This window comes from uncultured Enterococcus sp., assembly GCF_913775425.1.
In the GTDB taxonomy this organism is placed as follows: domain Bacteria; phylum Bacillota; class Bacilli; order Lactobacillales; family Enterococcaceae; genus Enterococcus_G.
In genome coordinates this window covers 1-26,191 of record NZ_CAJYIS010000043.1, presented here as the reverse complement: position 1 = coordinate 26,191, position 26,191 = coordinate 1, and the positions used below count along the sequence as shown (strand labels likewise).

The following is a 26,191-nucleotide window of genomic DNA, read 5'->3' as shown; positions in this document are numbered from 1 at the left end:
TCACTCAATAGTGTGGTGGCGATAGCGAGAAGGACACACCTGTTCCCATGCCGAACACAGAAGTTAAGCTTCTTAGCGCCGATTGTAGTGAAGGGTTTCCCTTTGTGAGAGTAGGACGTCGCCACGCAAGTCAAGCAAGAGCAAAAGCTCTTGCTTTTTTTTAGTTCTTAATGATTCGTTAAGTAAAATACGTTCTAATGGACTTTCTGGTATTTCGTTGTAAAATATGTTGTAGAAGGGGAGCGATCATTCATGAAAAAAGAAGAACTAAAAGGTAAATTAACAGATATTCAATACGCTGTTACACAAGAGAATGCTACAGAACGTCCATTTACTGGAGAATACGATGATTTTTATGAAAAAGGTATTTATGTCGATATTGTTGATGGTAAACCTTTATTTGCTTCCACAGATAAATATGATGCTGGTTGTGGTTGGCCTGCATTTTCAAAACCAATCGAGCAAGAACAAATTGAAGAAAAACGTGATCGTACATTTGGTATGATCCGAACGGAAGTCCGTAGTAAAGAAGCAGATTCACATTTAGGCCATGTTTTTACCGATGGACCTCAAGAATTGGGTGGATTGCGTTATTGTATCAATTCAGCGGCTTTAAAATTTATCCCGTATGACGAGATGGATGAAAAAGGCTACGGTAAATATAAATCATTAGTTGAATAAAAAGAAGTGACTTTGTCATTTCTTTTTTTTTGTCGCCTTTTATGATACAATTAAGGGAACATATGTACAGAAAGGAACGTTTATGTACGAATATATCAAAGGAAAAGTAGTAGCGATCCATCCAGCTTATATTGTATTAGAAACAGCAAATATTGGGTATCAAATTTCGATGGGAAATCCGTATCGCTACTCTAGTTATTTAGAGCAAGAAGTTACAGTTTATACGCATTTGGCTATCCGAGAAGATGCGCATACATTATATGGTTTTTCACGTTTAGAAGAAAAACTACTCTTTTTAAAATTACTAAGTGTCTCGGGCATCGGTCCTAAAAGTGCTTTAGCAATCATGGCCAACGATGATCATGAGGGGCTTATTTTTGCTGTTGAGCATGATGATGTGACTTATTTGACTAAATTCCCTGGTGTAGGGAAAAAGACTGCTCAACAAATGATTTTAGATCTAAAAGGAAAAGTCGGAGATCTATCTGGTGAATTAAACGGTGAGTTGTCGATGCCATTATTTGAAACAGATAGTGTTGCATTAGCTGAATCACTCGCAGCCTTAAAAGCTTTAGGCTATTCTGATAAAGAAATCAAGCGTGTGGAAAAGGAATTAAAGCAACAAGGAATGTTGACGACAGACGAATACTTACGCTTAGCGTTGAAGTTGTTGATGAAAAAATAATAGTCGAAAGGAGGTTAGAAAATGGATCGGATACTGTCTGGAGAAACAAGTGCAGAGGAACAGATGTTAGAAAAGTCTTTGCGGCCGCAATGGTTTAGTCAATACATCGGTCAAAATAAAGTGAAGCATGAGTTAGAGATTTATATCAAAGCCGCTAAACACCGTGAAGAGGCACTGGATCATGTCTTACTTTACGGACCACCTGGATTAGGAAAAACGACGATGGCGACAGTGATCGCCAATGAGATGGGGGTCAAGCTGCGAACGGCTAGTGGACCTTCGATTGATAAACCTGGTGATTTGGTAGCACTATTGAATGAATTAGAGCCTGGAGACGTTTTATTTATTGATGAAATTCACCGGTTACCTCGTATTGCGGAAGAACTATTATATTCGGCAATGGAAGATTTTTTTGTGGATATCATGATCGGACAGGGACCAACTGCACATCCAGTTCATTTTCCACTACCACCTTTTACGTTAATTGGAGCGACTACACGTGCTGGGATGTTATCTGCACCATTACGTGATCGATTTGGGATCATCAGTCATATGGAATATTATCAAGAAGAGGAATTGACCGAAATCGTGTTGCGTTCTGCTGAAATCTTCAATACGCCGATTCTGACAGAAGGAGCAATCGAACTGGCCAAACGCTCGCGCGGGACTCCGCGGATTGCCAATCGCTTATTAAAACGAGTACGTGATTTTGCCCAAGTACAAGCGGATGGAACGATCAATAAGGAATTAGCCGATCAAGCGTTGACGTTATTACAAGTGGATCATGCAGGTTTAGATTATATCGATCAAAAATTATTACGTTCGATGATTGAATTGTATCAAGGTGGTCCAGTCGGATTGAGCACGATCGCAGTTAATATTGGGGAAGAAACAGAAACAGTTGAGGATATGTATGAACCTTACTTGATCCAACGTGGTTTTTTAAAACGAACAGCACGCGGACGGGTCGTGACTGCATTCGCCTATGAACATTTCGGATATCCCTACCAAGGAGAATAAGGAGTAACGCTATGCGTGCAAATGAAACCAAACAAAAAATCAAGGAAAGTTTTATTGTTGCTTGTGAGCAAGTTGGATACAAGCAAGTCAGTATTCAACAAGTGGCGCAGTTGGCTGCAATCAATCGCCAAACGTTTTACTATCATTTTAAAGATAAACAAAGTGTTTTGCGTTTTGTTTATGATCAAGATGCCTTGATCTACCTTCATGAAGAAGGGTTACATATCGATAATTGGGAAGAGCAAGCGCTCAAAATGTTGCAAGCATTGAAAAAACATGCTACGTTTTATACAACTATTATTGAAGAAGCACGAGAATTATTTATCGCAGATGTCTTTACTTTAGTCTATAATCATTTTGCACGTTTGTTTCATCAAGTAGACGTTGAAAAAGAGCTATCCGAAAAAGATATTGAATTTTATAGCCGCTTTTTTTCATATGGATGCTGTGGCATATTAGAAAATTGGATTCGAACGGGATACCAAGAAACACCTTTAGAAATCGCTGGACAATTATTCCAGTTAGCCAAAGACGTTGAATTTTTTTGTTTTCGCTTATACCAACAAATGAAGGAGTGAGTAGATGAAGCGATGTTTGATTGTTTGTTTGGGAAATATCTGTCGCTCACCGATGGCAGAAGGGTTATTAAAAAAAGCAGTTCAAGAACGTGGATTACCCATTGAGATCGCTTCGGCTGCAACTAGTTCATGGGAAGCTGGAAATCCACCTCACAAAGGCACACAGGCTGTTTTAGCTGCAAATGGCATCTCGACTGAAGCGATGTTTTCGCAACAGATTAAACGTAATGATTTCGAACAATATGACTGGATTATTGGGATGGATCATGAAAATATTCGTGACCTGATGAAGAAAGCACCACGTTATTGTCAACCAAAGATCCATTTATTTTTAGAAGGATTTGATGAACAAGATGTACCTGATCCTTGGTACACAGGTGACTTTTCTGAAACAGAGCGCTTGATTAAACAAGCGATTCCTTACTGGATCGAAGTATTTGAACAATCACTGACATAAAGGAGGGAAAAACGGTGAAGAAAGAACATAAATTACCAATTAAAATGGGGCAACTCTTATCATTTTCTTCAAAATTACTTGTAAACCGTTTTTTAACTGACCAAGAAGATGAAGTGCTTGCTAAAATCCAACAAGAAGAATTAAAAGAACGATTGCAACTTGCGGCAACCAAACAGGTGCTAGTGGTATTGCATGTTGCAACAAAAAAAAGTAATCAATATGAAACGGTCTCTGGATTTATCGCAACAAAAAAAATCAATGGCTCGCATATTATCGTCAAATCAGCGACGGCTAAAAAGCAATTACGTATGATTGCTGTTGAGACGATCGTTAAAATGAGTCAGCTACCGTTAACACCACCTGAAAAACCGGCACATGAAGCCTAAAAAAACCTGCTAGTTAGACTAGCAGGCGGGAGTAAGAAATGAAAAAATGTTAGTTAGGGTTGTTTGATTGGTATGACATTACTATAACTAGAATTTATGAATTTTTTATGTGTAAAAGTTTGATAAGTGTTTAAATCTTCGTTGATTCAAATTTTAAGGGTGTGACAAATTTTTGTCACACCCTTTTTTTATTTGTTTGATTTTGTAGATAAGTGCCAAATCAGACCGATGACCAAACCGACAATGGCAGGTGTGATCCAACCCATGCCATAAGTAAAAAATGGAAGATACTGTTTAGCAAAGGTAATCAATGAACTACCTAGAGTACTGTTTTTGATAAAATCTGGTGTCACATTTAGCCCATCAAAGAAAGCTGCGATCAAAGTAAAGTAGGTTGTCATCTGATAGACTTTACTTGAAAGTGGGATAAAATAATTGATGATCGTGAGTAAAATCAATGTGATGGCAAGTGGATAAATAAATAATAATACAGGTGTAGAATAAGTAATGATATTCGTTAGCCCAACATTTGCAAATAAACAAGGTAAAATACTGACGATCGTTGCAAAAAATAAATAGGAACGAGAAGGGAATAATTCAACAAATGTTTCAGAGAACGCTGAGATCAAACCTACAGCAGTTTTTAAGCAAGCGACAACAACGATCAACGCTAAGATGATCGAACCAAACGTGCCTAAATAATAATTGGATAATTGAGCTAGCGCAATTCCACCATTTTCGCTTACGGCAAATTTCCCAACGCTCATCGTTCCTAGATAGGTTAGTAAGGTATAGATAATTCCCATCAATACGATACTGATCGAACCAGCTTTGATCGTATCGATAGCAATTTGTTGTGGTTGATTGATCCCACGTTGTTTGATCGTATTCACCACGATGATTCCAAAAGCAAGTGCTGCTAGTGCATCTAATGTATTGTATCCTTGAGTAAATCCAGTCAAAAATGGGGCTTCTTGATAAGCTTGTGCCACAGGAGCGCTTGCGACACTACCTAGTGGATGAATGAATGCTACAATCAATAAAATAGCAAGCAAAATCAAAAATACAGGGTTTAAAAATTTTCCGATATACTCCAATAGATTAGAAGGTTTACGTGAAAAAAACCAAGCGAGCAAGAAGAAAGCGATGCTAAATAGTGCTAAAATAGGTGTTTGCATCGAGTCGGATAAGAATGGCGAAATTCCGATTTCAAATGAAGTGGTAGCCAAACGAGGAAGTGCAAAAAATGGCCCGATAACAAGATAAAGTAAAATTGTAAAAATATAAGCATACCAACGACTGACACGATGTGCTACTTCAAATAATCCATTCGTTTTGGAAAGACCAATGGCAATGATCCCTAAAAAGGGTAGCCCGATCCCTGTTACTAAAAAACCTAAATTTGCTAAAAAGACATTTGCTCCGGCTTCTTGTCCCATGTGAACAGGAAAAATTAAGTTTCCTGCACCAAAGAACATGCCGAACAAGAGTGAACCCAAAAAGAGATACTCTTTCATAGATAGTTGTTTTTTCATGATATTCTCCTTAAAAAAGTCTAATGTAAAAATAACAAAAGAACTGATGTGATGCAAGAAAAACTTATATATTTTCAATGAAAGCATGAACAATCAATAAAAAAGAGGTGTGACAGACGTCTGTCACACCTCTAAAAATCGAATAAATGCTCCTATTGAAGCAGCCTCCGTTATGCCAATACGCGAGAAAGAAAAGCTTTTGTCCGTTCTTCTTTTGGATGAACGAATAATTCTTCTGGTGTTCCTTCTTCAGCGATGACGCCTTTGTCCATGAAGATGACACGATCAGAAACATCACGAGCAAATTGCATCTCATGTGTTACGATAACCATCGTTAATCCTGTTTGTGCAAGATCTTTCATCGTTTTTAACACTTCACCAACCATTTCAGGATCAAGTGCAGAAGTTGGTTCATCAAACAGCATCACATCAGGATTCATTGAAAGTGATCGTGCGATAGCTACCCGTTGTTTTTGACCACCGGATAATTGGGCTGGTTTTGCCGAAACAAAACGACTCATGCCAACTTTTTCTAGATTCTCAAGTGCGACTTTTTTCGCTTCTTCGCGAGAACGTTTTAATACAGTGATTTGACCACTCATACAATTTTCTAAGACATCCATATTGTTAAATAAATTAAAGGATTGAAATACCATTCCAAGATGGGTACGGTATTTTGGCAAGTTATAGCCTTTTTGTAAGACGTTTTCTCCTTGATAGACGATCTCACCACTTGTCGGTTTTTCAAGTAGATTAATACAACGTAACAATGTTGATTTACCAGATCCTGAAGAACCGATGATCGTCAATACCTCTCCTTTTTCTACAGTTACGTGAATATCTTTTAGTACTTCATTTTCGCCAAAGCTTTTTTTTAGATGATTGATTTCGATAATAGCAGTCATAGCGATTCTCCTTATTTTTCTTGTCCTTCTAAGACGTCATCCATTTTAATATACGAATCGGGACCGTCGATACGTTTTTCAAAAAGACGCAATAGTTTTGTAGCTGAGATCGTCATGATCAAATAGATGATTCCGATAATCGTAAAGGTCGGGAAGAATTGTAGATTCGTTCCAGAAGCGACCGATCCAGCAAAGAATAAATCGGTTACGCTGATTACACTTAATACAGCGGTATCTTTGATATTGATGACTGTTTCGTTTCCGATCGCAGGCAAGATATTACGTAAGACTTGTGGCAAGACCACTTTGACCATTGTTTGGCGATGATTCATCCCGATTGCTTGTGCAGCTTCAAATTGTCCTTTATCTACAGCGAAAATCCCACCACGAACGATTTCAGACATGTAAGCACCTGTATTGACAGAAACGATCAATAGCGCGGCTACTGTACGGTTTAGATCAATTTGGAAGGCAAGAGCTAGTCCATAAAAGATGACCATCGCTTGTACCATCATTGGTGTACCACGAAAGACTTCGATGTAGATCGATAAGAACCAGTTGAATGCTTTTTGGAAGAAACGCGCGACAGGATTTTCTGAGTTTGGTAAAGTGCGGAAGACACCGACCAATAATCCGATGAGCGTACCGGCGATTGTAGAAAAAATAGCAATAAACAAAGTCAAGGCTGCACCACTTAAAAACAATTTCCAATATTGTTGGATAATTTGTTTAAATGTGCCTAATAAGCCAGTTTGTTCATCTTCAGTAGCCGTGGGTTGTTCTTTTACGGCTTGATCCATTAATTTTGTCCGTTCTTCTGAAGAGATCGTACTTAAAATTTCATTGATTTTGGCTGCATCCGGATCACCTTTACGCAGTCCGATTGCCGTTTGAACATCTTCAGCAGCTGCTTTGAATCCTTGACCTTCAGGAAATTCTAGCATGGTTAATTTTTTGTTCACATTGGTGGCAGTAATACCTTCAGGACGTTCACTAACATAGCCGTCGATCACGCCAGAAGCTAATGCCACACGCATTGCTGAAAAGTCTTTTTGAGCTTGTTGTTTTTTGACACCAGGGATTTGATCGATCAAATCGTAGTGTAATGTATTTAATTGTGCCGTGATTTTGGCACCTTCTAAATCAGATAAACTTTTGGCTTTGCCATACTTGCCATCTTTTTGAACGATCACGACAAATTGTGATTCATAATAAGGGTCTGTAAAATCAATTTGTTTCCGACGCTCTTCAGTCGGCGACATCCCCGCGATGATCGCATCGATTTTTCCAGATTGTAAAGCAGGAACTAAACCATCCCATTGTGTTGGGACAACGACTAATTTTTTTCCTAATTTATCGGCGATGATCTGAGCAATCGAGACATCGTACCCTCCGACATATTTTTGTTTTGATAATTCCACAGTGTGTGGTCCAGGTGATGTTTGAGTCCAGTTAAATGGGGCATAGGCTGCTTCCATTCCAACACGAAACTCATCAGATGAAGTTTGTTCATCTGCATGTGCTTGTGATGTAAAACCAACAATGGCAAATAATGCAAGCACCAGGGGAATCCATATTTTCTTTCTCATGAGACGTAACGCTTCCTTTCTTTTAGTAAAAAACCAAATGGACTACCGACAACAAAAAAACAGCCGCATTCCCATGATTGGAAAGCGGCTGTATTGGATACAAACCTCTCACAAAACATAGCGCAACTTAGCAAAAGCTAAGACAGTTCGCAAATTATTGATTTGCGCCCCAATCAAAAAAAAGAAGCAACTTCTTTTTGATTTCGGCGTGATTCCCTAGGCCTGCTTCTTTGTGTTGCTCCACTCGACAGGATTAATGACTCACGCGACCTCTACCTCAATGTTGAAGGTAATTCTTATTTAGTTCTTCATCAATAGGTATGATAGTCAATTTTCAGAAAAAAGTCAATGAAAAAAAGGAATTTCATAAAGAAATCCCTTGTGAATTGATGATTTATCTTTATTTTGTAGCCGGTGTCAATTTTGGTTCACGACCTAAAATCGCTTGTAAAATAGTGACAACACCTAACACGATCATAATCGTATAGACTAGATTTGAGTATTGGGTAATGCCCCATCCCCAAGTATGGTAAACCAGTAACATAATTTCTAATACAATGATCGATAAGATATTTAGAGCTGCAAAAACCCATAGATTCCCGTTTTCTTTGCGAATCAAGTAGAATAATCCAAAATAAATACTTAGCACTAGCCATGCAATATTTACTAAGATCAATCCCCAATAAATAATAGGAGCTAACATCAGAATTCACCTCACTTTGTTTGTCGCACTTATTGTACCATTAATTGTGAAAAATGTCATGAACTCATTCGATAGGAAAAGAAAGATAAAAATTTCCTATATCCTTTTTACAGAATCTAGGAATATAGTATACTGATAGTAGTGAAAAAGTAGTAGGAGGGTAAGGGATGAAAACTGAAAAAGAAAAAATGATTGCTGGTGAACTCTATTTTTCAGCTGATCCGGAATTAGTCGCAGACCGCACGTTTGCAAGAGAACAGATGCGATTAATCAATGGCGAAACCGATCCAGCGATTCGAGAACAATTGATTAAAGAAACATTTGGTAAAGTAGCCAATCGCGCGTATATGGAAGCCAATGTCCGTTTTGATTATGGCTATAATATTTTTTTAGGTAAAAATTTTTATGCTAATTTCGATACAGTATTTTTAGATGTTTGCCCCATTACGTTTGGTGATAACTGCATGATTGGACCAAATGTTAAGCTGTATACAGCTACACATCCGTTAAATCCAATCAAACGCAATAGTGGATTAGAAGACGGTGCGCCGATTACAGTAGGCGATAATGCTTGGATTGGTGGAGGCGCTACATTACTAGCAGGAGTAACTTTAGGGGACAATGTCGTGGTCGGCGCGGGAAGTGTCGTGACGAAATCATTTCCGGATAATGTGGTTATTGCTGGAAATCCGGCTCAAATTATTCATGAAATTGGAGACCATGAAGAAGAAACGGTCGATTCTTTACCTTTTCAACGAGCTAAAATTGATGAGATCGATCAAAAAATCGCTCGTCTATTAGAAGAGCGAATGGATGCGGTTACTACGATTGTCGAAATCAAAAAGACGCAACAAACAGCAGTATTTGATGGAACACGTGAAGAAAGTGTGCTAGACAATATTCGAAAATCACTTGTGAACTTAGAGTATCAAAAGACGATCGAACAAACTTTTGAAGATATCATGAAACGTTCACGAGAATACCAACAAGCGCATATGGAGCGTGACGAACAATGAATGGAGAAGAAAGACGAAAATTGATTATGGATAGTTTGGCACAAGCTAAACAGCCAGTTAGTGCGAGCCGTTTTGCTAAACGTTTTGCGGTCAGTCGTCAGATCATTGTTGGCGATATCGCGTTGTTACGTGCGAGTGGTCATGAGATCATCGCAACAGCACGTGGTTACTTGCTAGAATCAAAAACAAATGGAAAAGAAGCGACGATTGCACTTTGCCATACGCCAGAAGAAGTTATGGATGAGCTGAGTATTTTTGTCAATCATCATATCGATGTGATCAATGTCATGGTCGACCATGCTTTATATGGAGAGATCCAAAGCCCACTTGAAATCACGTCACTTGAAGACGCACGAGCGTTTGTTGAAAAATATCAACAGTCAAAAGAAAAACTGCTATCGAATTTGACGAATGGTGTGCATCTACACACCGTTCGATATCAAGATGAGCAAGATTTGCTAGCTGCAAAACAAGCATTGGCTGCTCGTGGATTTTTATTTAGTGAAAATGAAGCTTCAAACTAACTTAAACCGCCACTCTTTTGAGTGGCGGTTTCGTTTAGTTTAAAATTGTTTGATACAGTCGAGCAACATTTTTTTGACCTAAGTAATCGAGTTCTCTTGGTGTAAATCCAAAGTGACGTAAGCGTTCAAAGAGTTGTTCGACGATCGTAATGTCTTTTAATTCAGGATGAACGGGAATCCCATCGAAATCTGAACCGAGTGCTAGTGATTCTACACCACCAACATTTTTTAGATGGACAGCATGACGGCAAAGTTGGTCTAATAATGGCTCGTCATTAAACGAAATAAAGTCTTCAAAATAATTAAGCCCAATCACACCACCTTTTGTAGCAATCGCTTGGATCAACTCATCAGAAAGATTGCGATAATGTGGACAAAGCGCACGAGCATTAGAATGACTTGCCACAATGGGATGAGTAGATGCAGCTAAAACATCTAGCGTCAATTGATCTGAGCCGTGAGAGACATCGATGATCATCCCTAGTTCGTTCATTTTTGCAACGACATCATAGCCAAATGGTTTAAGTCCTTTTTGTACAGAAACTTGGCCAGAATTCGTCGTATGATACAAAGCATTTGGATGGCCGATCTCATTTTCGTAATTCCACATCAAGGTCATCAAACGAACTCCATCTTGATACATCTGCATGAGATTCGTTAGATTCCCTTCTAACGTCGCACCTTCTTCAACCGTCAATAACGCACTGAGCTGGTCTTCTGATTGTTGCTTTAGATATTGTCCGTAAGTCGTTATGGGTTTTATCATATCAGCATAGGCATCCATTTGATGATAAAAACAAGTTTTTAATTCTTGATAGTAGGCAAATGGAGTTTTGGTCTTAGGTAATTCGACAAATAAGGCAAAATTTTGCAAGTCGATGGGGCTTTTTTTCATGCGGATCAAGTCCAGTTGAAACGGGTTATCATATAATGTAACAGTCGGGTCTTCATAGATTTTTAAAATCGTGTCGCAATGCAAATCAATCATCAAATATCCTCCTTAAAAAAATAAATGTCTACGGATAGGCGTAGACATTTATGTACTATTCTAAAACCAATACGCCATCTTTTAGCGCAAATGGATTTTTCTCATCGATATGATCATAAAACATGATGCCATTTAAATGGTCGATTTCATGTTGAACAACGATTGCTGGATAATTTTTCAAACGAACCTTATGTGTTTCGCCAGTTTCATCTTGATAACTCAACGTGATTCTAGCATGACGTACCACATATCCTGGAACATCACGATCGACCGAAAGGCAACCTTCTCCATCACCTAAACATGCATCTTGTACGGAATGACTAACGATTTTAGGATTATATAAGACACCGCTAAACTCAGGTACTTCTGGATTTTCTGGATCCATTGATGGGACAAGTACGGCTATCATTCGTTTTTTAACATCGATCTGTGGAGCAGCCAGGCCCACGCCACCACGCAATTCTAATTCTTCAGCTTTTTGTGGATCTTGACTATTCGCTAAAAATTCTAGCATTGCAGCTCCAATTTCTTGTTCTTCTTTACTCAAAGGAAAGTGCACTTCGCTAGCGACTTCACGCAACGTTGGGTGTCCTTCTCTGATAATATCTTTCATGGTTAACATTTAGAGTGTCAGCTCCTTTTTCTCATTTCCCACTTAGTGTACCATAATTTCGGATTTCTGTGAAAAAGTGCCCACTGAAAAAAGTTCAAAAAGACAATAGTTATCAGTTGCCTTTTTTTTAGATGCGCGTATAATGACACTATGTCATATGACGAAGTGTCATTTATGAAAAAAGGAGGGAAGAAATGCCGACCGACACATTTTTACATTTACCCAAGGAAAAACAACAACGAATCATGGAAGCTGCGCGGATTGAATTTTCACGTGTCTCATTAAAAGAAGCTTCGGTAGCTAATATTGTCAAGGTAGCTGAGATCCCAAGAGGAAGTTTTTATCAGTATTTTGCAGATAAAGAAGATTTGTACTTCTATTATTTCCATTCCTTACGTCAAAGTAGCAAACGGGAATTACTAGGTTCGATCAAAGCAAAAAATGGAGATTTGTTTTTGGGGATCGAACATTATTTTACAAAACTCGTACCAGAAATTTTCGTGGGAGAGCATGCATTGTTTTATAAAAATCTTTTTATGAATATGGATTACCGCGAGTTTCGTAAAGTAGCACCAGAACTAGAAAAACATCGTAAAAAACGTACCCAACATACTGAAAAAGTCAAGACAGATCTAGAGCAAGTCGTGGATCCTAGTAATTTGACGATCGCTTCTAGTGAAGAGTTGATCGTGTTGTTTCAATTACTGATGCAAATCACCATGTCGACGATCTCAGAAGCACAAATGCAACAGTTAGAAGATCCTGATTATAATTATGAATCAGTTTATGAACGGTTCCATTTGAAGTTAAAGTGGGTCAAACAAGGGGTACAACGAAAGGAGAGAGAACATGCTTAAAGTAGTTAGACGGGTATCTTATATTTCAGCGCTATTGGCTGTCATTTTTATGTTTATCCAAGTATTTTCAGATTTATATTTGCCGACTTTAACCTCAAATATTATTAATAATGGAGTGGCTAAAGGAGATATCGACTATATCTGGAACACCGGATTTTTAATGATGGGATTTTCTGTCATTAGTATTATTGCGGCAGTCGGAAATACATATTTTGCGACGCGAGAAGCACAGAAACTAGGAAAAGAATTGCGGACAGATGTTTACCGTAAAGTTGAAAATGCGTCAACACGTTCATTTGATCATTTTGGGACATCTTCTTTGATTACCAGAACGACAAATGATATTAACCAAGTCCAATTAGTGACACAAATGTTTTTACGAATGATGATCAATGCACCGATTACTTTGATCGGTGCAAGTATTTTAGCCTATCAAAAAGATCCGCAACTAACGAAAATCTTTTTAGTGGTTATTCCAATCATTGCACTAGTGATAGGTGTGGTGATGTATTTTGCAGTACCACTTTTTAAGAGTATGCAAAAGAAAACAGACCGCTTGAACCTCGTCTTTCGTGAAGGACTGACAGGAGTTCGTGTGATTCGGGCCTTTAACAAACAAAACTATGAAGAAGCTCGTTTTGAAGAAGCCAATAAAGATTATACCAACACTGCAATCAAGGTAAATACGATTGTTTCTGTGATGATGCCTGCGATGACATTGATCATGAGTGGTACGAATATCGCGATTACTTGGTTTGGAGGCCACTACATTGCCGATCAAACGCTAGAAGTCGGAAATCTGATTGCCTTTATGACATATGCGATGCAAATTTTAATGAGTTTCATGATGCTAACGATCATTTTTGTGATGGTGCCAAGAGCCCAAGCTTCAGCTGATCGGATCAATGAAGTTTTAGATGAAATCGATGAAATCAAAGATCCAGAAAGTCCAAAACAACTTGCCTTAGCTAAAGAGAAGGCGACGTTAAGTTTTGATCATGTTAACTATCGTTTCAAGGGTGCTGAAAATTTAGCCTTAGCTGATGTCAATTTTCAGGTGCATTCTGGAGAAACGTTAGCCATCATTGGCGGAACAGGTTCTGGGAAAACGACGTTGATTAATTTGATTCCGCGTCTTTATGATATCGAATCCGGTATGATTCAATTAAATGATCTCGACATTACTAGCATCACACAAGAAAATCTACGTGATCTGATTGGTTTTGTTCCGCAAAAAGCAGTGCTATTTTCAGGAACGATACGAGAAAATATGAAATACGGTGATGCGAATGCCAGTGATGAGACCATTTGGGAAGCTCTACGTATCGCCCAAGCGGCCGATTTTGTCAGTGAACTAGAAGATGGACTAGATAGTAAAGTAGAACAAGGCGGCGGAAACTTCTCTGGTGGACAACGTCAACGTTTGGCTATTGCTCGTGCTCTAGTTAAAAAAGCTGATGTCTACGTCTTTGATGACTCATTTTCTGCACTCGACTTTAAAACTGATGCCAAATTACGTAAAGTGTTAAATGAAGAGATGACAGACAGTATTTTAGTTATTGTTGCCCAACGAGTGAGCACAGTAATTGATGCAGACAAAATTTTAGTATTAGATGAAGGTAAAGTGGTCGGTATTGGAACGCATCAAGAATTACTTGATACCAATGAAACATACCAAGAAATCGTCCATTCACAATTACGAGAGGAGGATCTAGCATGAGCGAAAAACAACCAGCAAAAGGCCCCAAAATGGGTGGACCTGGCGGCGGACCTGGTCGAGGTATCGGAGCTAAAGTAGAAAAACCTAAAAATTTTAAAAAGACGACGTTCCGTCTATTTCGTTATCTATCTAAAAAGATGTGGGCCATTATTTTAGTATTGGTATTAGCCATCGCTTCTGTCATTTTCCAAATCCAAACACCAAAAATCTTAGGGGAAGCCACAACGGAAATCTTTAAGGGTGTGATGAAAGGGGCACAGTTGATTCAAAAAGGGGAAAAAGTGACGACTTTCCCAATCGACTTTGATAAAATCGCCCAAATCATCGGCATCGTGGTAGTTTTGTATCTGTTCTCAGCAGTCTTTAGCTTCTTACAACAATTTATTATGACACGTGTCTCACAACGAACCGTTTACCAGTTACGTCGTGAGTTAGAAGAAAAAATGCACCGGATGCCGATTTCGTATTACGATACACATAGTAATGGCGATATTATGTCTCGTGCGATTAACGATATGGATAACATCGCCAGTACACTACAACAAAACTTGACGCAATTAGTTACGAGTATCGTCACCTTTATTGGTGTATTGTGGATGATGTTGACCATCAGTTGGCAATTGACTCTTGTTGCACTAGCGACAGTTCCTTTAAGTTTAGTTGTCGTTATGATCGTAGCACCAAAGTCACAAAAATACTTTGCAGCACAACAAAAAAGTTTAGGTTTACTCAATAATCAAGTGGAAGAAACATATGGCGGCCACACAGTTGTTAAAGTCTTCAATCACGAAGCTGCAGATCAAAAAGTATTTGAGGTCGAAAATGAAAAATTATATCAAGCAGGTTGGAAAGCACAGTTTATTTCAGCGATCATTATCCCATTAATGAACTTTGTTAAAAATTTAGGTTATGTTTTTGTTGCGGTTTTAGGTGGAATCAAAGTGGCAAACGGAAATATGAATCTTGGGGATGTCCAAGCATTCTTACAATATACTAGCCAATTTTCTCAACCAATCACACAAATCGCAAGTTTGATCAATACCATCCAATCAACGATTGCTTCTGCTGAACGGATCTTTGAAGTATTAGATGAACCAGAAATGGAAGATAAAACAGTGAATGCACCAGTTGAAGAAAGTGAGTATAAAGTTCGATTCAAAAACGTGCAATTTGGTTATCAAGAAAATCAATTATTAATGACTGATTTTAATTTGGATGTGAAACCAGGTGAAATGGTCGCTATCGTAGGACCTACAGGAGCTGGGAAAACGACCATGATCAATTTATTGGAACGATTTTATGATATTACGGGCGGTAGTATTCGTTATGAGGGCAAAGATACTCGCGATATTCCCCGTACTGAATTACGAGAAAACTTTTCGATGGTCTTACAAGATACATGGTTATTTACTGGTAGTATTTTAGAAAACATCAAATATGGAAATGAACACGCAACCGATGAACAAGTGTATGCAGCGACTAAAGCGGCTCATGTAGACGATTTTGTCCGTAAATTGCCTGAAGGTTACGATACAGTTTTAAATGAAGATGCAAGTAATATCTCGCAAGGTCAACGTCAGTTGATTACGATCGCCAGAGCCTTTTTAGCCAATCCAGATGTTTTGATTTTAGATGAAGCGACAAGTTCAGTCGATACTAGAACGGAAATCTTGATTCAACAAGCGATGAACCGTCTATTAGAAAATCGAACGAGTTTCGTTGTTGCCCATCGTCTGTCCACGATTCGTGATGCGGACAATATCATTGTCATGAATCATGGTGATATCGTAGAAACTGGAAATCACGATGAATTGATGGCAAAAAATGGGTTCTATGCTGATCTGTACAATAGTCAATTCAACGAAGAAGTTGCTTAGTCAAAAGAAGGTCCCTCTATAAGATGAAGGGACCTTCTTTTTCATGTTATAATAAGCCAAGAAAAAGGAGGAACATCCATGACATTACGTGTAGAAAATGTTACAGGCGGATACAATCAAATGCCTGTTTTAAAAGATCTTTCGTTTGAAATCGCTCCAGGAGAATTAGTAGGATTGATTGGATTAAATGGTGCTGGAAAAAGTACGACGATCAAAGAGATCATCGGCTTATTGCAACCGACTAAGGGATCAATTACTATTGACGGGTTGACCTTAGCTAAAGATCCAGAAGCGTATCGCAAAAAAATCGGATTCATCCCAGAAACACCGACTTTATATGAAGAATTAACGTTACGCGAACACATCGAAATTACGGCTATGGCCTATGACTTACCTTTAGATGAAGCAATGCGTCGAGCAGAAAAATTATTGACATTGTTTCGCTTAGAAAAACGCTTGGACTGGTTTCCGGCTAATTTTTCAAAAGGGATGAAGCAAAAAGTCATGATCTTATGCGCGTTTTTGATCGAACCTAGTCTCTATATTATTGATGAACCGTTTTTAGGATTAGATCCACTAGCGATCCATGCTTTACTCGAATTGATGTATGAGATGAAACAAACAGGTGCTTCGATTTTGATGTCGACCCATGTATTGGCTACAGCCGAACGCTATTGCGATCGATTCATCTTATTGCATAACGGTCAAATCAGAGCACAAGGAACACTAGCTGAGATCCAAGATACCTTCAACATGCCTCAAGCTTCACTCGATGAATTGTACTTGGCACTGACGAAGGAGGGATAGCGATGCAGGCATTTTTTAACAATCGAGTCAAAAAACATCAACAACAAATGCAACGTTACTTGCGTTATGTATTCAATGATCACTTTGCTTTGTTGATGACGTTGCTCATCGGAGCAGGTGGCTTATACTATTCCAATTTTCTCAAGACCCTAACGCCGCCATTTTCTATTGGCCGCATCTTTATTGTATTGATTTTCTTACTAGCCTTAACGTTTGGTCGCTATGCTAGTTTGACTAAGCCGGCAGATCAACTTTTTTTGTTACCTAAAGAAACGCAAATGCGACAGTATTTGGTCAAGGCTTTGCGTTATTCTTGTATTGTACCGTTTGCTATGCTGTTTTTGATTGTTGGAGCGGTAATGCCACTTTATGTTGTATCGACAGCACAAGGATTTATTCAGTTTTTTAGTTTGTTTATCATGATGACTACATTGAAGTTTAGCCATCTACTTGTGCAACAGACTCGTTTATTTTTGATTCCTAAAAAAAGAATCCAACGCCTTACGATCATTTTTTGGGTTTATGCAATTGTAACGATTGGGTGTAGTGTATTTGTGACACCAATTATTGGTATCGGATTGGGGATTGTGGCGGCGATTGGTTTTTATTATGTGACCTGGAAAAAACAAACTGCTAGTTTAGACTGGGAAACGATGATCGATATGGAGCAAGATCGCTTGTACCGTGTGTATCAGTTTATTAATCTATTTACAGATGTACCGGCTGTCAAAGCGGTCGTAAAACGCCGTCGATTTGCTGATGTCCTTTTGAATCGAATCAAAAAAGTTCAGGCAAATACGTATTTTTACTTGTATAGTCGCCAATTTATTCGTGGAACAGAGTATAGTGGATTATTTATTCGCTTAGTGCTGATTTACTGTGTGATGGTCGCATTTTTAGCGGAATATTGGATCGTGTTGATTTTAGGACTGGTCTGTTTATATTTGATTGGGTTCCAAATGATCCCGATGTATCATCGTTTTCGCTATATGTTATTAAGTGAGTTATATCCAGTAAGTGAAAAACTGCAAAAACAGGCTTTTCGTAAACTTTTAGCATTGATTTTAAGTGGTGCAACGATTATTTTCGCACTTGCAGTTTTGATGACACAACCATTCACAAATGGATTACTGATTATTATAGCCTTTATTGTGTTTGATGGATGCTTTTTATATGGCTATGTGCCACAACGTTTGAAAAAAATGAATCCTTAATGAGACACTTTTTCATGGAAGGTGAGATTTGCTTGACGTTGACTACTTAGGCGACTAGAATAGGAAGTACTGTTAATTTAAGGAGAGAAGTTCGATGGATATTCGTTTTGATAACGATTGGGATCTACAGCCCATCAAAGGCGATACTGGAAAAGCATATATTGGTATACGAGCTGACGATAAGGTCTTTATCAAGCGAAATACGACGCCGATGTTGGCTGCGTTATCCAAAGAAGGGATCACCCCTAAATTGGTTTGGACAAAACGAGTAGGTAATGGCGATACCCTATCTGCCCAAGAATGGCTAGAAGGCCGTCTATTAACCGCTGATGAGATCGGCCAACGAAATGATGTGATCGATGTATTGTATCATTTGCATCATTCGAATTCATTGAAAGATATTTTAACCAAAATCGGTGGCCAAACACGTTCGCCACAATACATGTTGCAAACCTATATCAAAGAGTTGCCTACTGATTTAGCAAACCATTCTTTTTTGTTATTGGTACAAGATTATTTGACAGCATCTTTGCCAGCGTTTCATGCAGAAGAAAAAACGGTGGTTCATGGCGATGTCCATTGCCGGAATTGGCTGGTTTGTGAAAATTATTTGTATCTAGTGGATTGGGACTCGATCATGTTTGCTGATCCAGCTTATGATATCGCAACGGTTTTAGGTCATTATGTGCCAACTTCACTATGGAGTCGGTGGCTTGTCAGTTATGGAATCAAACCAGAACCTGCTTTTTTAGAAAAAGTGTACTGGTATGCGCTATTGAATTTATTAGAAGAAATCAAAAAATATGCTTTGCGCAATGAAACGAAGCAGATGAATGCTGCCATCGTTCAATTAAAGCGGATTTATCGAGGATAGCAAAGAATAGAGTAAGAGGAGAAAAACTATGCGTGTTAGAAAACGAACAGGTGCTGAAGAAATGTTAGCAGCTAATCCACAATACGTCGTATCAGAACCAGAAATATTTAAAGGGAAATGGGCTGAACGTTTTGGAAACGATCGACCGATCCATATTGAGATCGGTATGGGAAAAGGACAATTTATTACAGGCATGGCCAAAGCATATCCAGAAATCAATTATATTGGAATCGATATGCAAGTCAGCGTTGTTTCATTTGCTTTAGATAAAGTATTGGAACAAAATTTACCAAACGTTCAATTATTACATGTCGATGGTTCTGCATTAACGAACTATTTTTCAGAAGGTGAAGTTGACCAAATCTATTTAAACTTTTCTGATCCTTGGCCAAAAAAACGTCATGAAAAACGCCGGTTAACCTCTAAAGAGTTTTTAGCGGTCGATGAAACGATTTTAAAACCAAATGGTGAATTGCATTTCAAAACGGATAATCGTGGTCTATTTGAATATTCACTCGCAAGCTTTTCGCAATATGGTATGATTTTAAATCAAGTTTGGCTTGATTTACATGCTTCGACTTATGAAGGCAATATTATGACCGAATATGAGCAAAAGTTTTCGGCTAAAGGTCAACCGATCTATCGAGTTGAAGCTTATTTTCCACATCAAGATAAAAAATAGTCTGAGGATCATTTCCTCAGACTATTTTTTTGCGTATATAAAGCCAAAGGAGGTCATAAGGTGGAAATCGAAGCAATTTCAGATGAGTGGATTCGTTATGGATATCGACAAAACATCCAAGATTTATATCTATATCTAAATCCACAAGCAGGGGTCGTTAAGATGCGGACCAATCAGACAGTGGCGGTATATGAGACATATTCCTTAGAAGTCGCGCAACAATTGATTGCGCGCTTCAAATACTTAGGAGCGATGGATATTGGAGAAAAGCGGAAGGCTCAGTTAGGTGCGATCAGTTATGTCGTGGATCAACAAGTGATTCGATTACGATTATCAACGGTTGGCGATTATCGAGGATTAGAATCACTCGTCATTCGTTTTTTATCTCCGCAAGTGTTAATTGATTATACTGGAAATTTTGATTATTACACTTTGAGTACAGCAGTCACAAAACAAACTGGTCTTTTTCTGTTTAGCGGCGCAACAGGATCTGGTAAGACGACATTGATGTATCATTTAGCACAAGAAATCAAAGGACAGGTGATTACGATCGAAGACCCAGTAGAAATCGAGCAACACACATTTTTACAACTACAAGTCAATGAGAAAATCGATCAAAGTTATGATCAACTGATCAAATTAGCTTTGAGACACCGACCAGATCTTTTGATTATCGGTGAAATTCGTGACTATGATACAGCTAAAGCTGCAATTCGGGCTGCTTTAACAGGGCATCAGGTATTTGCGACGATTCATGCTAAAAGTATCTTCGAAACACTCGCTCGGCTTTTGGAATTAGGCTGTAGCCAGTGGGAGATCGACAATACGATCAAAGGGATCGTATATCAATCATTTCGTGACAATCAACCGACATTAGCTTTTGAACACTATGTAGGTCAAGTAGGATGAAAAAAGTAGCCAATACTACCCAAATCAGACGTTTTTTATTTTCATTAACGTTATTGTTAGAAAATGGCTTTGAGCTAAAAGAAAGTTTGGCGATTATGAGAAGAAGCCAACAACTTCCACAACGTTTACTCGTCCGTTTTGAAGAAGGACTCGTTCAAGGTTCTTCGATAGCACATGCTTTTAAACAATTAGGCTGTACGAATAAAGAAGTGACCCAAATCCAATTTGCGTTGATTCATGGAAATTTAGTGAATACATTACAAACCTTATTAAGTCAACGAATACAGCGTGAAAAACAACTAACTTTATTTCGAAAAGCGAGTACGTATCCTGCGATTTTACTCATTGCAATTGGTTTCGTATTGTTGATTTTACGTCAGTACTTATTGCCACAATTACTGGCAGCGCATCTATTAGTCCGCGATCATTGGGGTGTTCAGTTTATTTTGTATCTCCCATTTTATTTACTAGGAGTAGGATTGATCATCAGTTTTTTATTTGGATATTATCGCTACTATGTGCGTGTCCATAGTAAATTACAACACGCCCGCTTCTTGAGTAGATTACCTTTTTTTCATGTATGGTATCGTCTTTACCAAACGAGCTATTTTACGCTAGAGTGGGGGAATTTATATAGTCAAGGCTTAGAAAGTCAGCAAATTGTCACATGTATGTCGCAACTATCTTCTGATACGCTAATGTATGAAGTCGCTCAAGAAATGGAAAAAGGATTTGCTCAGGGAAAAAGTTTCGCCGAACTAGTTAAAGAGTATCCTTTTTTAGCTCCAGAGTTGCCAACGATTATTTATCAAGGTGAGCTCGCAGGACGTTTGGGAGAAGAACTAAAACTCTATAGTCATTTGACGTTAGTTCGGTTATCTGAAAAATTAGAACGTGGCTTTTATTGGATCCAGCCAGTGTTATTTCTAGTAGTTGCTGGATTAGTGATTAGTATTTATGCCGCAATGTTTATACCGTTATACGAAAATATGGGAGGAGCATTAGTATGAAAAAGAAAAAAGCCTTTACCTTGGTTGAGGTATTGATTGTGTTAGTCGTGATTGGGGCGTTGATGGTCGTATTGATCCCAGGAATCGTAAATAAATCCCAGGAAGCCAATAAACAGAGCACAGAGATATCAAACCATATTCAAGAAGGATATGCGGAATATAGCAATTTTAAAGACGGAAAATGAGTAAGAAACAATCTGGCTTTACGCTGATCGAAGTTTGTGTGAGTTTGTTTCTGATCTTACTATGCTTAGTGATTCCGATTCATTCGATGCAACAAGCCAAACAAGAAGTCGAAGCGTATCGTTTTTTAACGGAGTTTGAAAAATCAGTCAAGCTTTATCACCAAAAAGCGGTACTGACTTCCTTTCCTGCAGAAATTAGAATAGACTCTAAACAAGTATACTTTGATTATAGAAAACAAGAAATAATATTATTGACTTACCCTAAAGGAACGTCTTTTGCAGTCAGTGATCCGATCGCTTTGAAATTTACGCAGCGAACAGGAACAAGTCAAAGTACATCGATAATTCGATTTTTACTGCCGTCTGGTCAAAAAGTATCGTATACCTTTAAATTAGGGAGAGGAAATTATGATAAAAACATCGAGTAAACCTGCCTTTTTCTTCTTAGAAGGATGTATTGCTTTATTGCTGTTGTCTGGTGGTCTACTTTTGATTATCGAAAGTTATCAAACGATGATTGCGTTCCAAGAAGAAAATACACTCGAACAAGCAATGAGTCGGGAAGTGTATGAGCAACTATTAGCAAAAAAAGATGTTCAAACAACGCAACTAAAGATCTCAAAAACACGTGTATGGTTCAAAAAGGAGGGAAAGGTGCTTGAAGTTTACGAAACAACCAGCCACTACGATAATTGATGTATTATTTGCGTTATTCCTTAGTCTGACTTGTGCTATTTTGATTGCGAGCGCGTTTCGCTATGCTAAATTTTTGACCACGAAATTAGATCAGACAGCTGAACAAGAATGGTCGATTTTTTTGATCCAGCTCGAACATCAGACGTTATATGCTAAAAATGTACGGATCGAAGGCGCGATATTGAAATTCGATGGATTAGAAGATTCGTTTTCCGTAAATACGCCGATCAAGGATCAAGTATATAAATCTGTAGCTTTAAAAAGGGGGAATGAAGGGTGGCTAAATTATTCGATCAATGGTGGAACAAATATCGTCTTGACCCGAGTAACTCACTGTAGCTATCAGCAATTTCCCAATTATCTTAAACTTTTTGTTGAATTTAGTGACGGAAAAAAACGAACAGGAGTGGTGTCACTTGGGTTCAACTAAAAAAGGCTCCACGATGATCCAAGTCATGATCGGATTATTTTTTTTGATGAGCTTGTTTACGGTAATCGTCAAAAGTGTAAGCTATACGTCAAAAGCAAAACAAGATATTACCAAGTACTATACCTTACGAATCATGGAAGAATTATTTCTTTACCACTATCTAGCTGAAATACGTGAAAAACCAGCAACTGATACGTATCAAACAATCAGATATAATACCGGTGAGATCCGATATAAAATCGAGAGTGAAAAAATCATTTACGAAGTATACGATTCCAAACAAAAATTATACCGAAGATATCAGATTATGAATGAAAAATAAATACAGATTATTCAAAAAGATAGTACAGGATTTCGTACTATCTTCTTTTTTATCTACAAATTTAGTACGTATTTATAACACTCTTTACTTTTCGATTAGAACTAGGGGAAGTTGGTTGATTATTTTTACTAAATCGGCTAGAATTATACAGGGAAATGTAGTGTTATAGTGATAAAGAGAGGTGTACGATGGCTCCAGAAAAAATGGAAGAACTATTTGAATTACAACTTCAAGCAGTTCAATTAATGCAAAATGCGTTGAAGAGTTCTTTTTACGATGCGTATATCGAACATATTGAAAATATGATTGATTCGTATCAAGTACGTGTGATTGATGGCGTACCTGAAAAAGAAGTCGCACAACAGTTGCAGGAAATCTATGATCGTTTGGCACAGTATGAATTATCTGCTGAAGAAAAACGCAAAATGGTCCAGTTGCTTTTGCTTAAAGGAATGCAGACTGAACCTTTGCAACCTAATCATCAGCTTACGCCAGATGGTATTGGATTTTTGTTTGTCTATTTGATCGAACAATTGGCACCCAAAAAAGAACAACCTTTGCGCTTACTGGATCTAACTGTTGGTATGGGAAATCTACTACTAACGGCAATGACAAATCTGAGTTTGGCCAATTATAAGGAAGTAACTGGAATTGGTGTGGATAATGATGAAACGTTATTAGAAATTGCTGCGGCTAACGCTGAGTGGATCGCTGCTTCATTACAACTGTTCCATCAAGATGGTCTTCAAGAATTATTGATTGAGCCAATGGATATTGCTTTTTCGGATTTACCGATTGGGTATTATCCAAACGATGAGAAGGCTCAGAATTTCATTTCTGGTGTTTCAGATGAGCATTCTTATGCCCATCATCTATTAATGGAACAAAGCATGAATTATGTAAAAGAAGCAGGTTTTGGATTATTTCTAGTACCATCGAATTTTTTAGAATCTGAACAAAGTGAAGCTCTAAAAGGATGGTTCAAAGAACGTGTATACATGCAAGGGATTATCCAGCTTCCAGATGATCTATTTAAACATGAATCAGCTCGAAAAAGTATCTTGATCGTCCAAAACCATGGAAAACAAGCTAATCAAGTGACCGAAGTATTATTAGCGAAGCTCGCAACGTTAAAAAATCCAGAAAGTATCGCATCATTTTTCAAACAATTTGAAGAATGGAAACAAGAACAAGAGATCCTTTAATCTTGATCGTCAAGTTAAAGTGAAAATATAGAAATGAGGAAAATCGATGTCAAAAACAATTGCAATCAATGCAGGTAGTTCAAGTTTAAAATGGCAATTATACACAATGCCTGAAGAGACAGTAGTCGCAAAAGGAATCGTAGAACGTATTGGGATGAACGATTCAATCTTTACGATCAAATATGGTGAAGGCGAAAAATACGAAGTAGTTATCGATATTCCTGATCACGAAGTAGCAGTAAAAATGTTATTAGATCAATTAATTGATCTAAAAATCTTAGCTTCTTACGATGAAATCACTGGTGTAGGTCACCGTGTCGTTCATGGTGGAGAGTACTTTGACCGTTCTGTTGTCGTAACGGATGATGTAATGGCAAAAATCGAAGAATTATTTGATTTTGCACCATTACACAACCCAGCAAACTTAATGGGAATCAAAGCATTCAAACACTTATTACCAGATATTATCAGTGTTGCCGTATTTGATACAGCTTTCCATGCAACAATGCCAAAACCTGCTTATCTATATAGCTTACCGATCGAATACTACAACGACTATAAAGTACGTAAATACGGAGCACATGGAACAAGTCATCGTTATGTTTCAGAACGTGCAGCTGAAATGTTAGAAAAACCAATTGAAGAGTTAAAAATCATTACGTGTCACCTAGGAAACGGTGGATCCATTACTGCTGTTAACGGTGGTCATTCAGTAGATACATCAATGGGCTTCACACCATTAGCAGGAATCACTATGGGAACTCGTTCTGGTGATTTAGATGCAGCGATCTTACCATACTTAATGGGTAAATTAGATATCGATATCGACGAAATGGTTTCGATCTTAAATAAAAAATCAGGTCTTTTAGGTCTAACTGGTGGTTTGTCTAGTGACATGCGTGACTTGCAAGACAACAAAGATAAAGAAGATGTGCGTGTAGCATTAGAAGTATTCTACGACCGTGTACGTAAATACATCGGAAGTTACGTTGCCGCAATGAACGGTGTGGATGCTATTGTTTTCACAGCGGGTATTGGTGAAAATTCTGCTATCGTTCGTTCTGAAATCATGAATGGTTTAACTTGGTTTGGTGCTGAGTTAGATCCAGAACAAAACGCTAAATTTGGAGATCATATCATCTCAACTGAAGATTCTAAAGTCAAAGTATTGTTAATTCCAACAGATGAAGAATTAATGATTGCTCGCGATGTAGAAGCATTACGTTAATGGTGTAACAGACTGTCATATGACAGTCTGTTTTTTTTATTTTCTTACAAAACTGTTCGTGAAAAAGTGAAAATATTAGTAGGAAAAAAGTGAGATAAAGGCGTACACTATAGGTAATAAATGTAAGCGGAATCATTTTGAGGAGGAGATGTAAATGAGTGAAGTCTTACAATTTTTAGCACCAGTTACCGGACAGTTATTGCCAATCGAACAAGTTCCTGATCCAGTATTCTCGCAAAAAACGATGGGTGAAGGATATGGTGTCGTTCCGATCGATGGACAGATCGTATCACCAGTTAGCGGGGTGATCATGCTCGTAGCGGATACAAAACATGCAATCGGAATCAAGACGACATCAGGAGTCGAAGTCTTACTGCATATGGGAATCGACACAGTCGATCTAAAAGGGGCTCCTTTTAAAGTCAACGTTTCACAAGGAGAAGAGATTCAAGCTGGAGCACCATTAGCAACAGTCGATTTAGAAAAAGTAAAAGC

31 protein-coding genes, 1 rRNA gene and 1 riboswitch are annotated in these 26,191 nt (G+C 38.1%); of the genes, 26 read left to right on the top strand and 6 right to left on the bottom strand.

Annotated elements, in window-relative coordinates; translation table 11 throughout:
• Window positions 1-11 precede the first annotated feature (11 nt).
• From rrf to QZ413_RS04720, 7 genes are all read left to right on the top strand, one after another.
• Window positions 12-127, top strand: a 5S ribosomal RNA gene (gene rrf / locus QZ413_RS04750).
• A gap of 125 nt (window positions 128-252) precedes the next feature.
• On the top strand, window positions 253-681 hold the full coding sequence (gene msrB / locus QZ413_RS04745) for a peptide-methionine (R)-S-oxide reductase MsrB (RefSeq protein WP_297077026.1): 429 nt from the start codon (window positions 253-255) through the stop codon (window positions 679-681).
• A gap of 82 nt (window positions 682-763) precedes the next feature.
• Window positions 764-1,366, top strand: coding sequence for a Holliday junction branch migration protein RuvA (gene ruvA, locus QZ413_RS04740; RefSeq protein WP_297077023.1), 603 nt, complete (start codon window positions 764-766; stop codon window positions 1,364-1,366).
• A 21-nt stretch (window positions 1,367-1,387) separates the two neighbouring features.
• Window positions 1,388-2,386 (top strand): Holliday junction branch migration DNA helicase RuvB, encoded by a 999-nt coding sequence (gene ruvB, locus QZ413_RS04735; protein ID WP_297077020.1) that lies wholly within the window; start codon window positions 1,388-1,390, stop codon window positions 2,384-2,386.
• 11 nt (window positions 2,387-2,397) lie between these two features.
• The gene (locus tag QZ413_RS04730) at window positions 2,398-2,964 is read left to right on the top strand and encodes a TetR/AcrR family transcriptional regulator (RefSeq protein ID WP_297077017.1); all 567 of its coding nucleotides are present in this window, start codon (window positions 2,398-2,400) and stop codon (window positions 2,962-2,964) included.
• Window positions 2,965-2,968: 4 nt separating this feature from the next.
• Entirely contained in the window at window positions 2,969-3,421 is a 453-nt protein-coding gene (locus QZ413_RS04725; RefSeq protein WP_297077014.1) for a low molecular weight protein-tyrosine-phosphatase, read from the top strand.
• A gap of 14 nt (window positions 3,422-3,435) precedes the next feature.
• The gene (locus tag QZ413_RS04720; protein WP_297077011.1) at window positions 3,436-3,807 is read left to right on the top strand and encodes a hypothetical protein; all 372 of its coding nucleotides are present in this window, start codon (window positions 3,436-3,438) and stop codon (window positions 3,805-3,807) included.
• Window positions 3,808-3,995: 188 nt separating this feature from the next.
• On the opposite strand, the gene brnQ is transcribed toward QZ413_RS04720, so the two are convergent.
• From brnQ to QZ413_RS04700, 4 genes are all read right to left on the bottom strand, one after another.
• On the bottom strand, window positions 3,996-5,342 hold the full coding sequence (gene brnQ / locus QZ413_RS04715) for a branched-chain amino acid transport system II carrier protein (RefSeq protein ID WP_297077009.1): 1,347 nt from the start codon (window positions 5,340-5,342) through the stop codon (window positions 3,996-3,998).
• A gap of 170 nt (window positions 5,343-5,512) precedes the next feature.
• A complete protein-coding gene (locus tag QZ413_RS04710) occupies window positions 5,513-6,247 on the bottom strand; it encodes an amino acid ABC transporter ATP-binding protein (RefSeq protein WP_297077006.1) in 735 nt (244 codons plus the stop codon).
• 11 nt (window positions 6,248-6,258) lie between these two features.
• The gene (locus QZ413_RS04705) at window positions 6,259-7,836 is read right to left on the bottom strand and encodes an ABC transporter permease subunit (protein WP_297077003.1); all 1,578 of its coding nucleotides are present in this window, start codon (window positions 7,834-7,836) and stop codon (window positions 6,259-6,261) included.
• A gap of 110 nt (window positions 7,837-7,946) precedes the next feature.
• Window positions 7,947-8,119, bottom strand: a riboswitch (Lysine riboswitch).
• A gap of 117 nt (window positions 8,120-8,236) precedes the next feature.
• Entirely contained in the window at window positions 8,237-8,539 is a 303-nt protein-coding gene (locus QZ413_RS04700) for a hypothetical protein (protein ID WP_297077000.1), read from the bottom strand.
• A gap of 167 nt (window positions 8,540-8,706) precedes the next feature.
• Here QZ413_RS04700 and QZ413_RS04695 point away from each other — a divergent pair, with 167 nt between their 5' ends.
• Both QZ413_RS04695 and QZ413_RS04690 read left to right on the top strand, forming a co-directional pair.
• A complete protein-coding gene (locus tag QZ413_RS04695) occupies window positions 8,707-9,555 on the top strand; it encodes a chorismate mutase (RefSeq protein WP_297076998.1) in 849 nt (282 codons plus the stop codon).
• A complete protein-coding gene (locus QZ413_RS04690; protein ID WP_297076997.1) occupies window positions 9,552-10,079 on the top strand; it encodes a transcription repressor NadR in 528 nt (175 codons plus the stop codon). The genes QZ413_RS04695 and QZ413_RS04690 overlap by 4 nt, the downstream gene beginning before the upstream one ends.
• A gap of 34 nt (window positions 10,080-10,113) precedes the next feature.
• On the opposite strand, the gene QZ413_RS04685 is transcribed toward QZ413_RS04690, so the two are convergent.
• Together QZ413_RS04685 and def are read right to left on the bottom strand one after the other, a co-directional pair.
• Entirely contained in the window at window positions 10,114-11,067 is a 954-nt protein-coding gene (locus tag QZ413_RS04685) for a dipeptidase (protein WP_297076995.1), read from the bottom strand.
• Window positions 11,068-11,122: 55 nt separating this feature from the next.
• The gene (gene def, locus QZ413_RS04680) at window positions 11,123-11,689 is read right to left on the bottom strand and encodes a peptide deformylase (RefSeq protein WP_297076993.1); all 567 of its coding nucleotides are present in this window, start codon (window positions 11,687-11,689) and stop codon (window positions 11,123-11,125) included.
• A 185-nt stretch (window positions 11,690-11,874) separates the two neighbouring features.
• Here def and QZ413_RS04675 point away from each other — a divergent pair, with 185 nt between their 5' ends.
• The 17 genes from QZ413_RS04675 to QZ413_RS04595 form a co-directional block, all read left to right on the top strand.
• Entirely contained in the window at window positions 11,875-12,537 is a 663-nt protein-coding gene (locus tag QZ413_RS04675; RefSeq protein WP_297076990.1) for a TetR family transcriptional regulator, read from the top strand.
• Window positions 12,530-14,257: an ABC transporter ATP-binding protein gene (locus QZ413_RS04670; RefSeq protein ID WP_297076987.1), complete on the top strand. Its 1,728-nt coding sequence runs from the start codon at window positions 12,530-12,532 to the stop codon at window positions 14,255-14,257. Before QZ413_RS04675 ends, QZ413_RS04670 begins: the two co-directional genes overlap by 8 nt.
• The gene (locus tag QZ413_RS04665; protein WP_297076985.1) at window positions 14,254-16,134 is read left to right on the top strand and encodes an ABC transporter ATP-binding protein; all 1,881 of its coding nucleotides are present in this window, start codon (window positions 14,254-14,256) and stop codon (window positions 16,132-16,134) included. Before QZ413_RS04670 ends, QZ413_RS04665 begins: the two co-directional genes overlap by 4 nt.
• Window positions 16,135-16,212: 78 nt before the next feature.
• On the top strand, window positions 16,213-16,941 hold the full coding sequence (locus QZ413_RS04660) for an ABC transporter ATP-binding protein (protein ID WP_297076982.1): 729 nt from the start codon (window positions 16,213-16,215) through the stop codon (window positions 16,939-16,941).
• Between the two features lie 2 nt (window positions 16,942-16,943).
• Entirely contained in the window at window positions 16,944-18,155 is a 1,212-nt protein-coding gene (locus tag QZ413_RS04655) for an ABC transporter permease (protein WP_297076980.1), read from the top strand.
• A gap of 94 nt (window positions 18,156-18,249) precedes the next feature.
• Entirely contained in the window at window positions 18,250-19,029 is a 780-nt protein-coding gene (locus QZ413_RS04650) for a phosphotransferase family protein (protein WP_297076978.1), read from the top strand.
• 28 nt (window positions 19,030-19,057) lie between these two features.
• Complete coding sequence (gene trmB / locus QZ413_RS04645) at window positions 19,058-19,711, top strand: tRNA (guanosine(46)-N7)-methyltransferase TrmB (RefSeq protein ID WP_297076975.1); 654 nt, start codon at window positions 19,058-19,060, stop codon at window positions 19,709-19,711.
• A 60-nt stretch (window positions 19,712-19,771) separates the two neighbouring features.
• Window positions 19,772-20,620 carry a competence type IV pilus ATPase ComGA gene (comGA, locus tag QZ413_RS04640; RefSeq protein WP_297076973.1) on the top strand — a complete coding sequence of 283 codons (849 nt, stop codon included), beginning with the start codon at window positions 19,772-19,774 and terminating at the stop codon, window positions 20,618-20,620.
• Window positions 20,617-21,630, top strand: coding sequence for a competence type IV pilus assembly protein ComGB (gene comGB, locus QZ413_RS04635; protein ID WP_297076971.1), 1,014 nt, complete (start codon window positions 20,617-20,619; stop codon window positions 21,628-21,630). The genes comGA and comGB overlap by 4 nt, the downstream gene beginning before the upstream one ends.
• On the top strand, window positions 21,627-21,815 hold the full coding sequence (locus QZ413_RS04630) for a prepilin-type N-terminal cleavage/methylation domain-containing protein (protein ID WP_297076967.1): 189 nt from the start codon (window positions 21,627-21,629) through the stop codon (window positions 21,813-21,815). The genes comGB and QZ413_RS04630 overlap by 4 nt, the downstream gene beginning before the upstream one ends.
• Window positions 21,812-22,243, top strand: a complete 432-nt coding sequence (comGD, locus tag QZ413_RS04625) for a competence type IV pilus minor pilin ComGD (RefSeq protein WP_297076964.1) — start codon at window positions 21,812-21,814, stop codon at window positions 22,241-22,243. Before QZ413_RS04630 ends, comGD begins: the two co-directional genes overlap by 4 nt.
• Window positions 22,224-22,511 carry a hypothetical protein gene (locus QZ413_RS04620; protein ID WP_297076961.1) on the top strand — a complete coding sequence of 96 codons (288 nt, stop codon included), beginning with the start codon at window positions 22,224-22,226 and terminating at the stop codon, window positions 22,509-22,511. Before comGD ends, QZ413_RS04620 begins: the two co-directional genes overlap by 20 nt.
• Window positions 22,474-22,941 carry a ComGF family competence protein gene (locus QZ413_RS04615; RefSeq protein WP_297076958.1) on the top strand — a complete coding sequence of 156 codons (468 nt, stop codon included), beginning with the start codon at window positions 22,474-22,476 and terminating at the stop codon, window positions 22,939-22,941. The genes QZ413_RS04620 and QZ413_RS04615 overlap by 38 nt, the downstream gene beginning before the upstream one ends.
• Window positions 22,928-23,263 (top strand): competence type IV pilus minor pilin ComGG, encoded by a 336-nt coding sequence (gene comGG / locus QZ413_RS04610; protein ID WP_297076955.1) that lies wholly within the window; start codon window positions 22,928-22,930, stop codon window positions 23,261-23,263. The genes QZ413_RS04615 and comGG overlap by 14 nt, the downstream gene beginning before the upstream one ends.
• A 188-nt stretch (window positions 23,264-23,451) precedes the next feature.
• Window positions 23,452-24,468 (top strand): class I SAM-dependent methyltransferase, encoded by a 1,017-nt coding sequence (locus QZ413_RS04605; protein WP_297076953.1) that lies wholly within the window; start codon window positions 23,452-23,454, stop codon window positions 24,466-24,468.
• A gap of 46 nt (window positions 24,469-24,514) precedes the next feature.
• Window positions 24,515-25,696 (top strand): acetate/propionate family kinase, encoded by a 1,182-nt coding sequence (locus QZ413_RS04600; RefSeq protein ID WP_297076950.1) that lies wholly within the window; start codon window positions 24,515-24,517, stop codon window positions 25,694-25,696.
• A gap of 154 nt (window positions 25,697-25,850) precedes the next feature.
• On the top strand, window positions 25,851-26,191 hold a 341-nt coding region (locus tag QZ413_RS04595; protein ID WP_297076947.1), incomplete at its 3' end, for a PTS glucose transporter subunit IIA.

Excerpts from the sequence above, each read along its gene's own strand:
- QZ413_RS04725 (WP_297077014.1), top strand. The coding sequence starts at position 2,969 with ATGAAGCGATGTTTGATTGTTTGTTTGGGAAATATCTGTCGCTCACCG.
- QZ413_RS04660 (WP_297076982.1), top strand. The coding sequence starts at position 16,213 with ATGACATTACGTGTAGAAAATGTTACAGGCGGATACAATCAAATGCCT.
- brnQ (WP_297077009.1), bottom strand. The coding sequence starts at position 5,342 with ATGAAAAAACAACTATCTATGAAAGAGTATCTCTTTTTGGGTTCACTC.
- msrB (WP_297077026.1), top strand. The coding sequence starts at position 253 with ATGAAAAAAGAAGAACTAAAAGGTAAATTAACAGATATTCAATACGCT.
- QZ413_RS04630 (WP_297076967.1), top strand. The coding sequence starts at position 21,627 with ATGAAAAAGAAAAAAGCCTTTACCTTGGTTGAGGTATTGATTGTGTTA.
- QZ413_RS04650 (WP_297076978.1), top strand. The coding sequence starts at position 18,250 with ATGGATATTCGTTTTGATAACGATTGGGATCTACAGCCCATCAAAGGC.
- QZ413_RS04695 (WP_297076998.1), top strand. The coding sequence starts at position 8,707 with ATGAAAACTGAAAAAGAAAAAATGATTGCTGGTGAACTCTATTTTTCA.
- QZ413_RS04685 (WP_297076995.1), bottom strand. The coding sequence starts at position 11,067 with ATGATTGATTTGCATTGCGACACGATTTTAAAAATCTATGAAGACCCG.
- QZ413_RS04600 (WP_297076950.1), top strand. The coding sequence starts at position 24,515 with ATGTCAAAAACAATTGCAATCAATGCAGGTAGTTCAAGTTTAAAATGG.
- comGB (WP_297076971.1), top strand. The coding sequence starts at position 20,617 with ATGAAAAAAGTAGCCAATACTACCCAAATCAGACGTTTTTTATTTTCA.
- QZ413_RS04705 (WP_297077003.1), bottom strand. The coding sequence starts at position 7,836 with ATGAGAAAGAAAATATGGATTCCCCTGGTGCTTGCATTATTTGCCATT.
- QZ413_RS04675 (WP_297076990.1), top strand. The coding sequence starts at position 11,875 with ATGCCGACCGACACATTTTTACATTTACCCAAGGAAAAACAACAACGA.
- QZ413_RS04655 (WP_297076980.1), top strand. The coding sequence starts at position 16,944 with ATGCAGGCATTTTTTAACAATCGAGTCAAAAAACATCAACAACAAATG.
- comGD (WP_297076964.1), top strand. The coding sequence starts at position 21,812 with ATGAGTAAGAAACAATCTGGCTTTACGCTGATCGAAGTTTGTGTGAGT.
- def (WP_297076993.1), bottom strand. The coding sequence starts at position 11,689 with ATGTTAACCATGAAAGATATTATCAGAGAAGGACACCCAACGTTGCGT.
- QZ413_RS04670 (WP_297076987.1), top strand. The coding sequence starts at position 12,530 with ATGCTTAAAGTAGTTAGACGGGTATCTTATATTTCAGCGCTATTGGCT.
- trmB (WP_297076975.1), top strand. The coding sequence starts at position 19,058 with ATGCGTGTTAGAAAACGAACAGGTGCTGAAGAAATGTTAGCAGCTAAT.
- ruvA (WP_297077023.1), top strand. The coding sequence starts at position 764 with ATGTACGAATATATCAAAGGAAAAGTAGTAGCGATCCATCCAGCTTAT.
- QZ413_RS04700 (WP_297077000.1), bottom strand. The coding sequence starts at position 8,539 with ATGTTAGCTCCTATTATTTATTGGGGATTGATCTTAGTAAATATTGCA.
- QZ413_RS04620 (WP_297076961.1), top strand. The coding sequence starts at position 22,224 with ATGATAAAAACATCGAGTAAACCTGCCTTTTTCTTCTTAGAAGGATGT.
- QZ413_RS04710 (WP_297077006.1), bottom strand. The coding sequence starts at position 6,247 with ATGACTGCTATTATCGAAATCAATCATCTAAAAAAAAGCTTTGGCGAA.
- QZ413_RS04690 (WP_297076997.1), top strand. The coding sequence starts at position 9,552 with ATGAATGGAGAAGAAAGACGAAAATTGATTATGGATAGTTTGGCACAA.
- QZ413_RS04665 (WP_297076985.1), top strand. The coding sequence starts at position 14,254 with ATGAGCGAAAAACAACCAGCAAAAGGCCCCAAAATGGGTGGACCTGGC.
- ruvB (WP_297077020.1), top strand. The coding sequence starts at position 1,388 with ATGGATCGGATACTGTCTGGAGAAACAAGTGCAGAGGAACAGATGTTA.
- QZ413_RS04605 (WP_297076953.1), top strand. The coding sequence starts at position 23,452 with ATGGCTCCAGAAAAAATGGAAGAACTATTTGAATTACAACTTCAAGCA.
- QZ413_RS04730 (WP_297077017.1), top strand. The coding sequence starts at position 2,398 with ATGCGTGCAAATGAAACCAAACAAAAAATCAAGGAAAGTTTTATTGTT.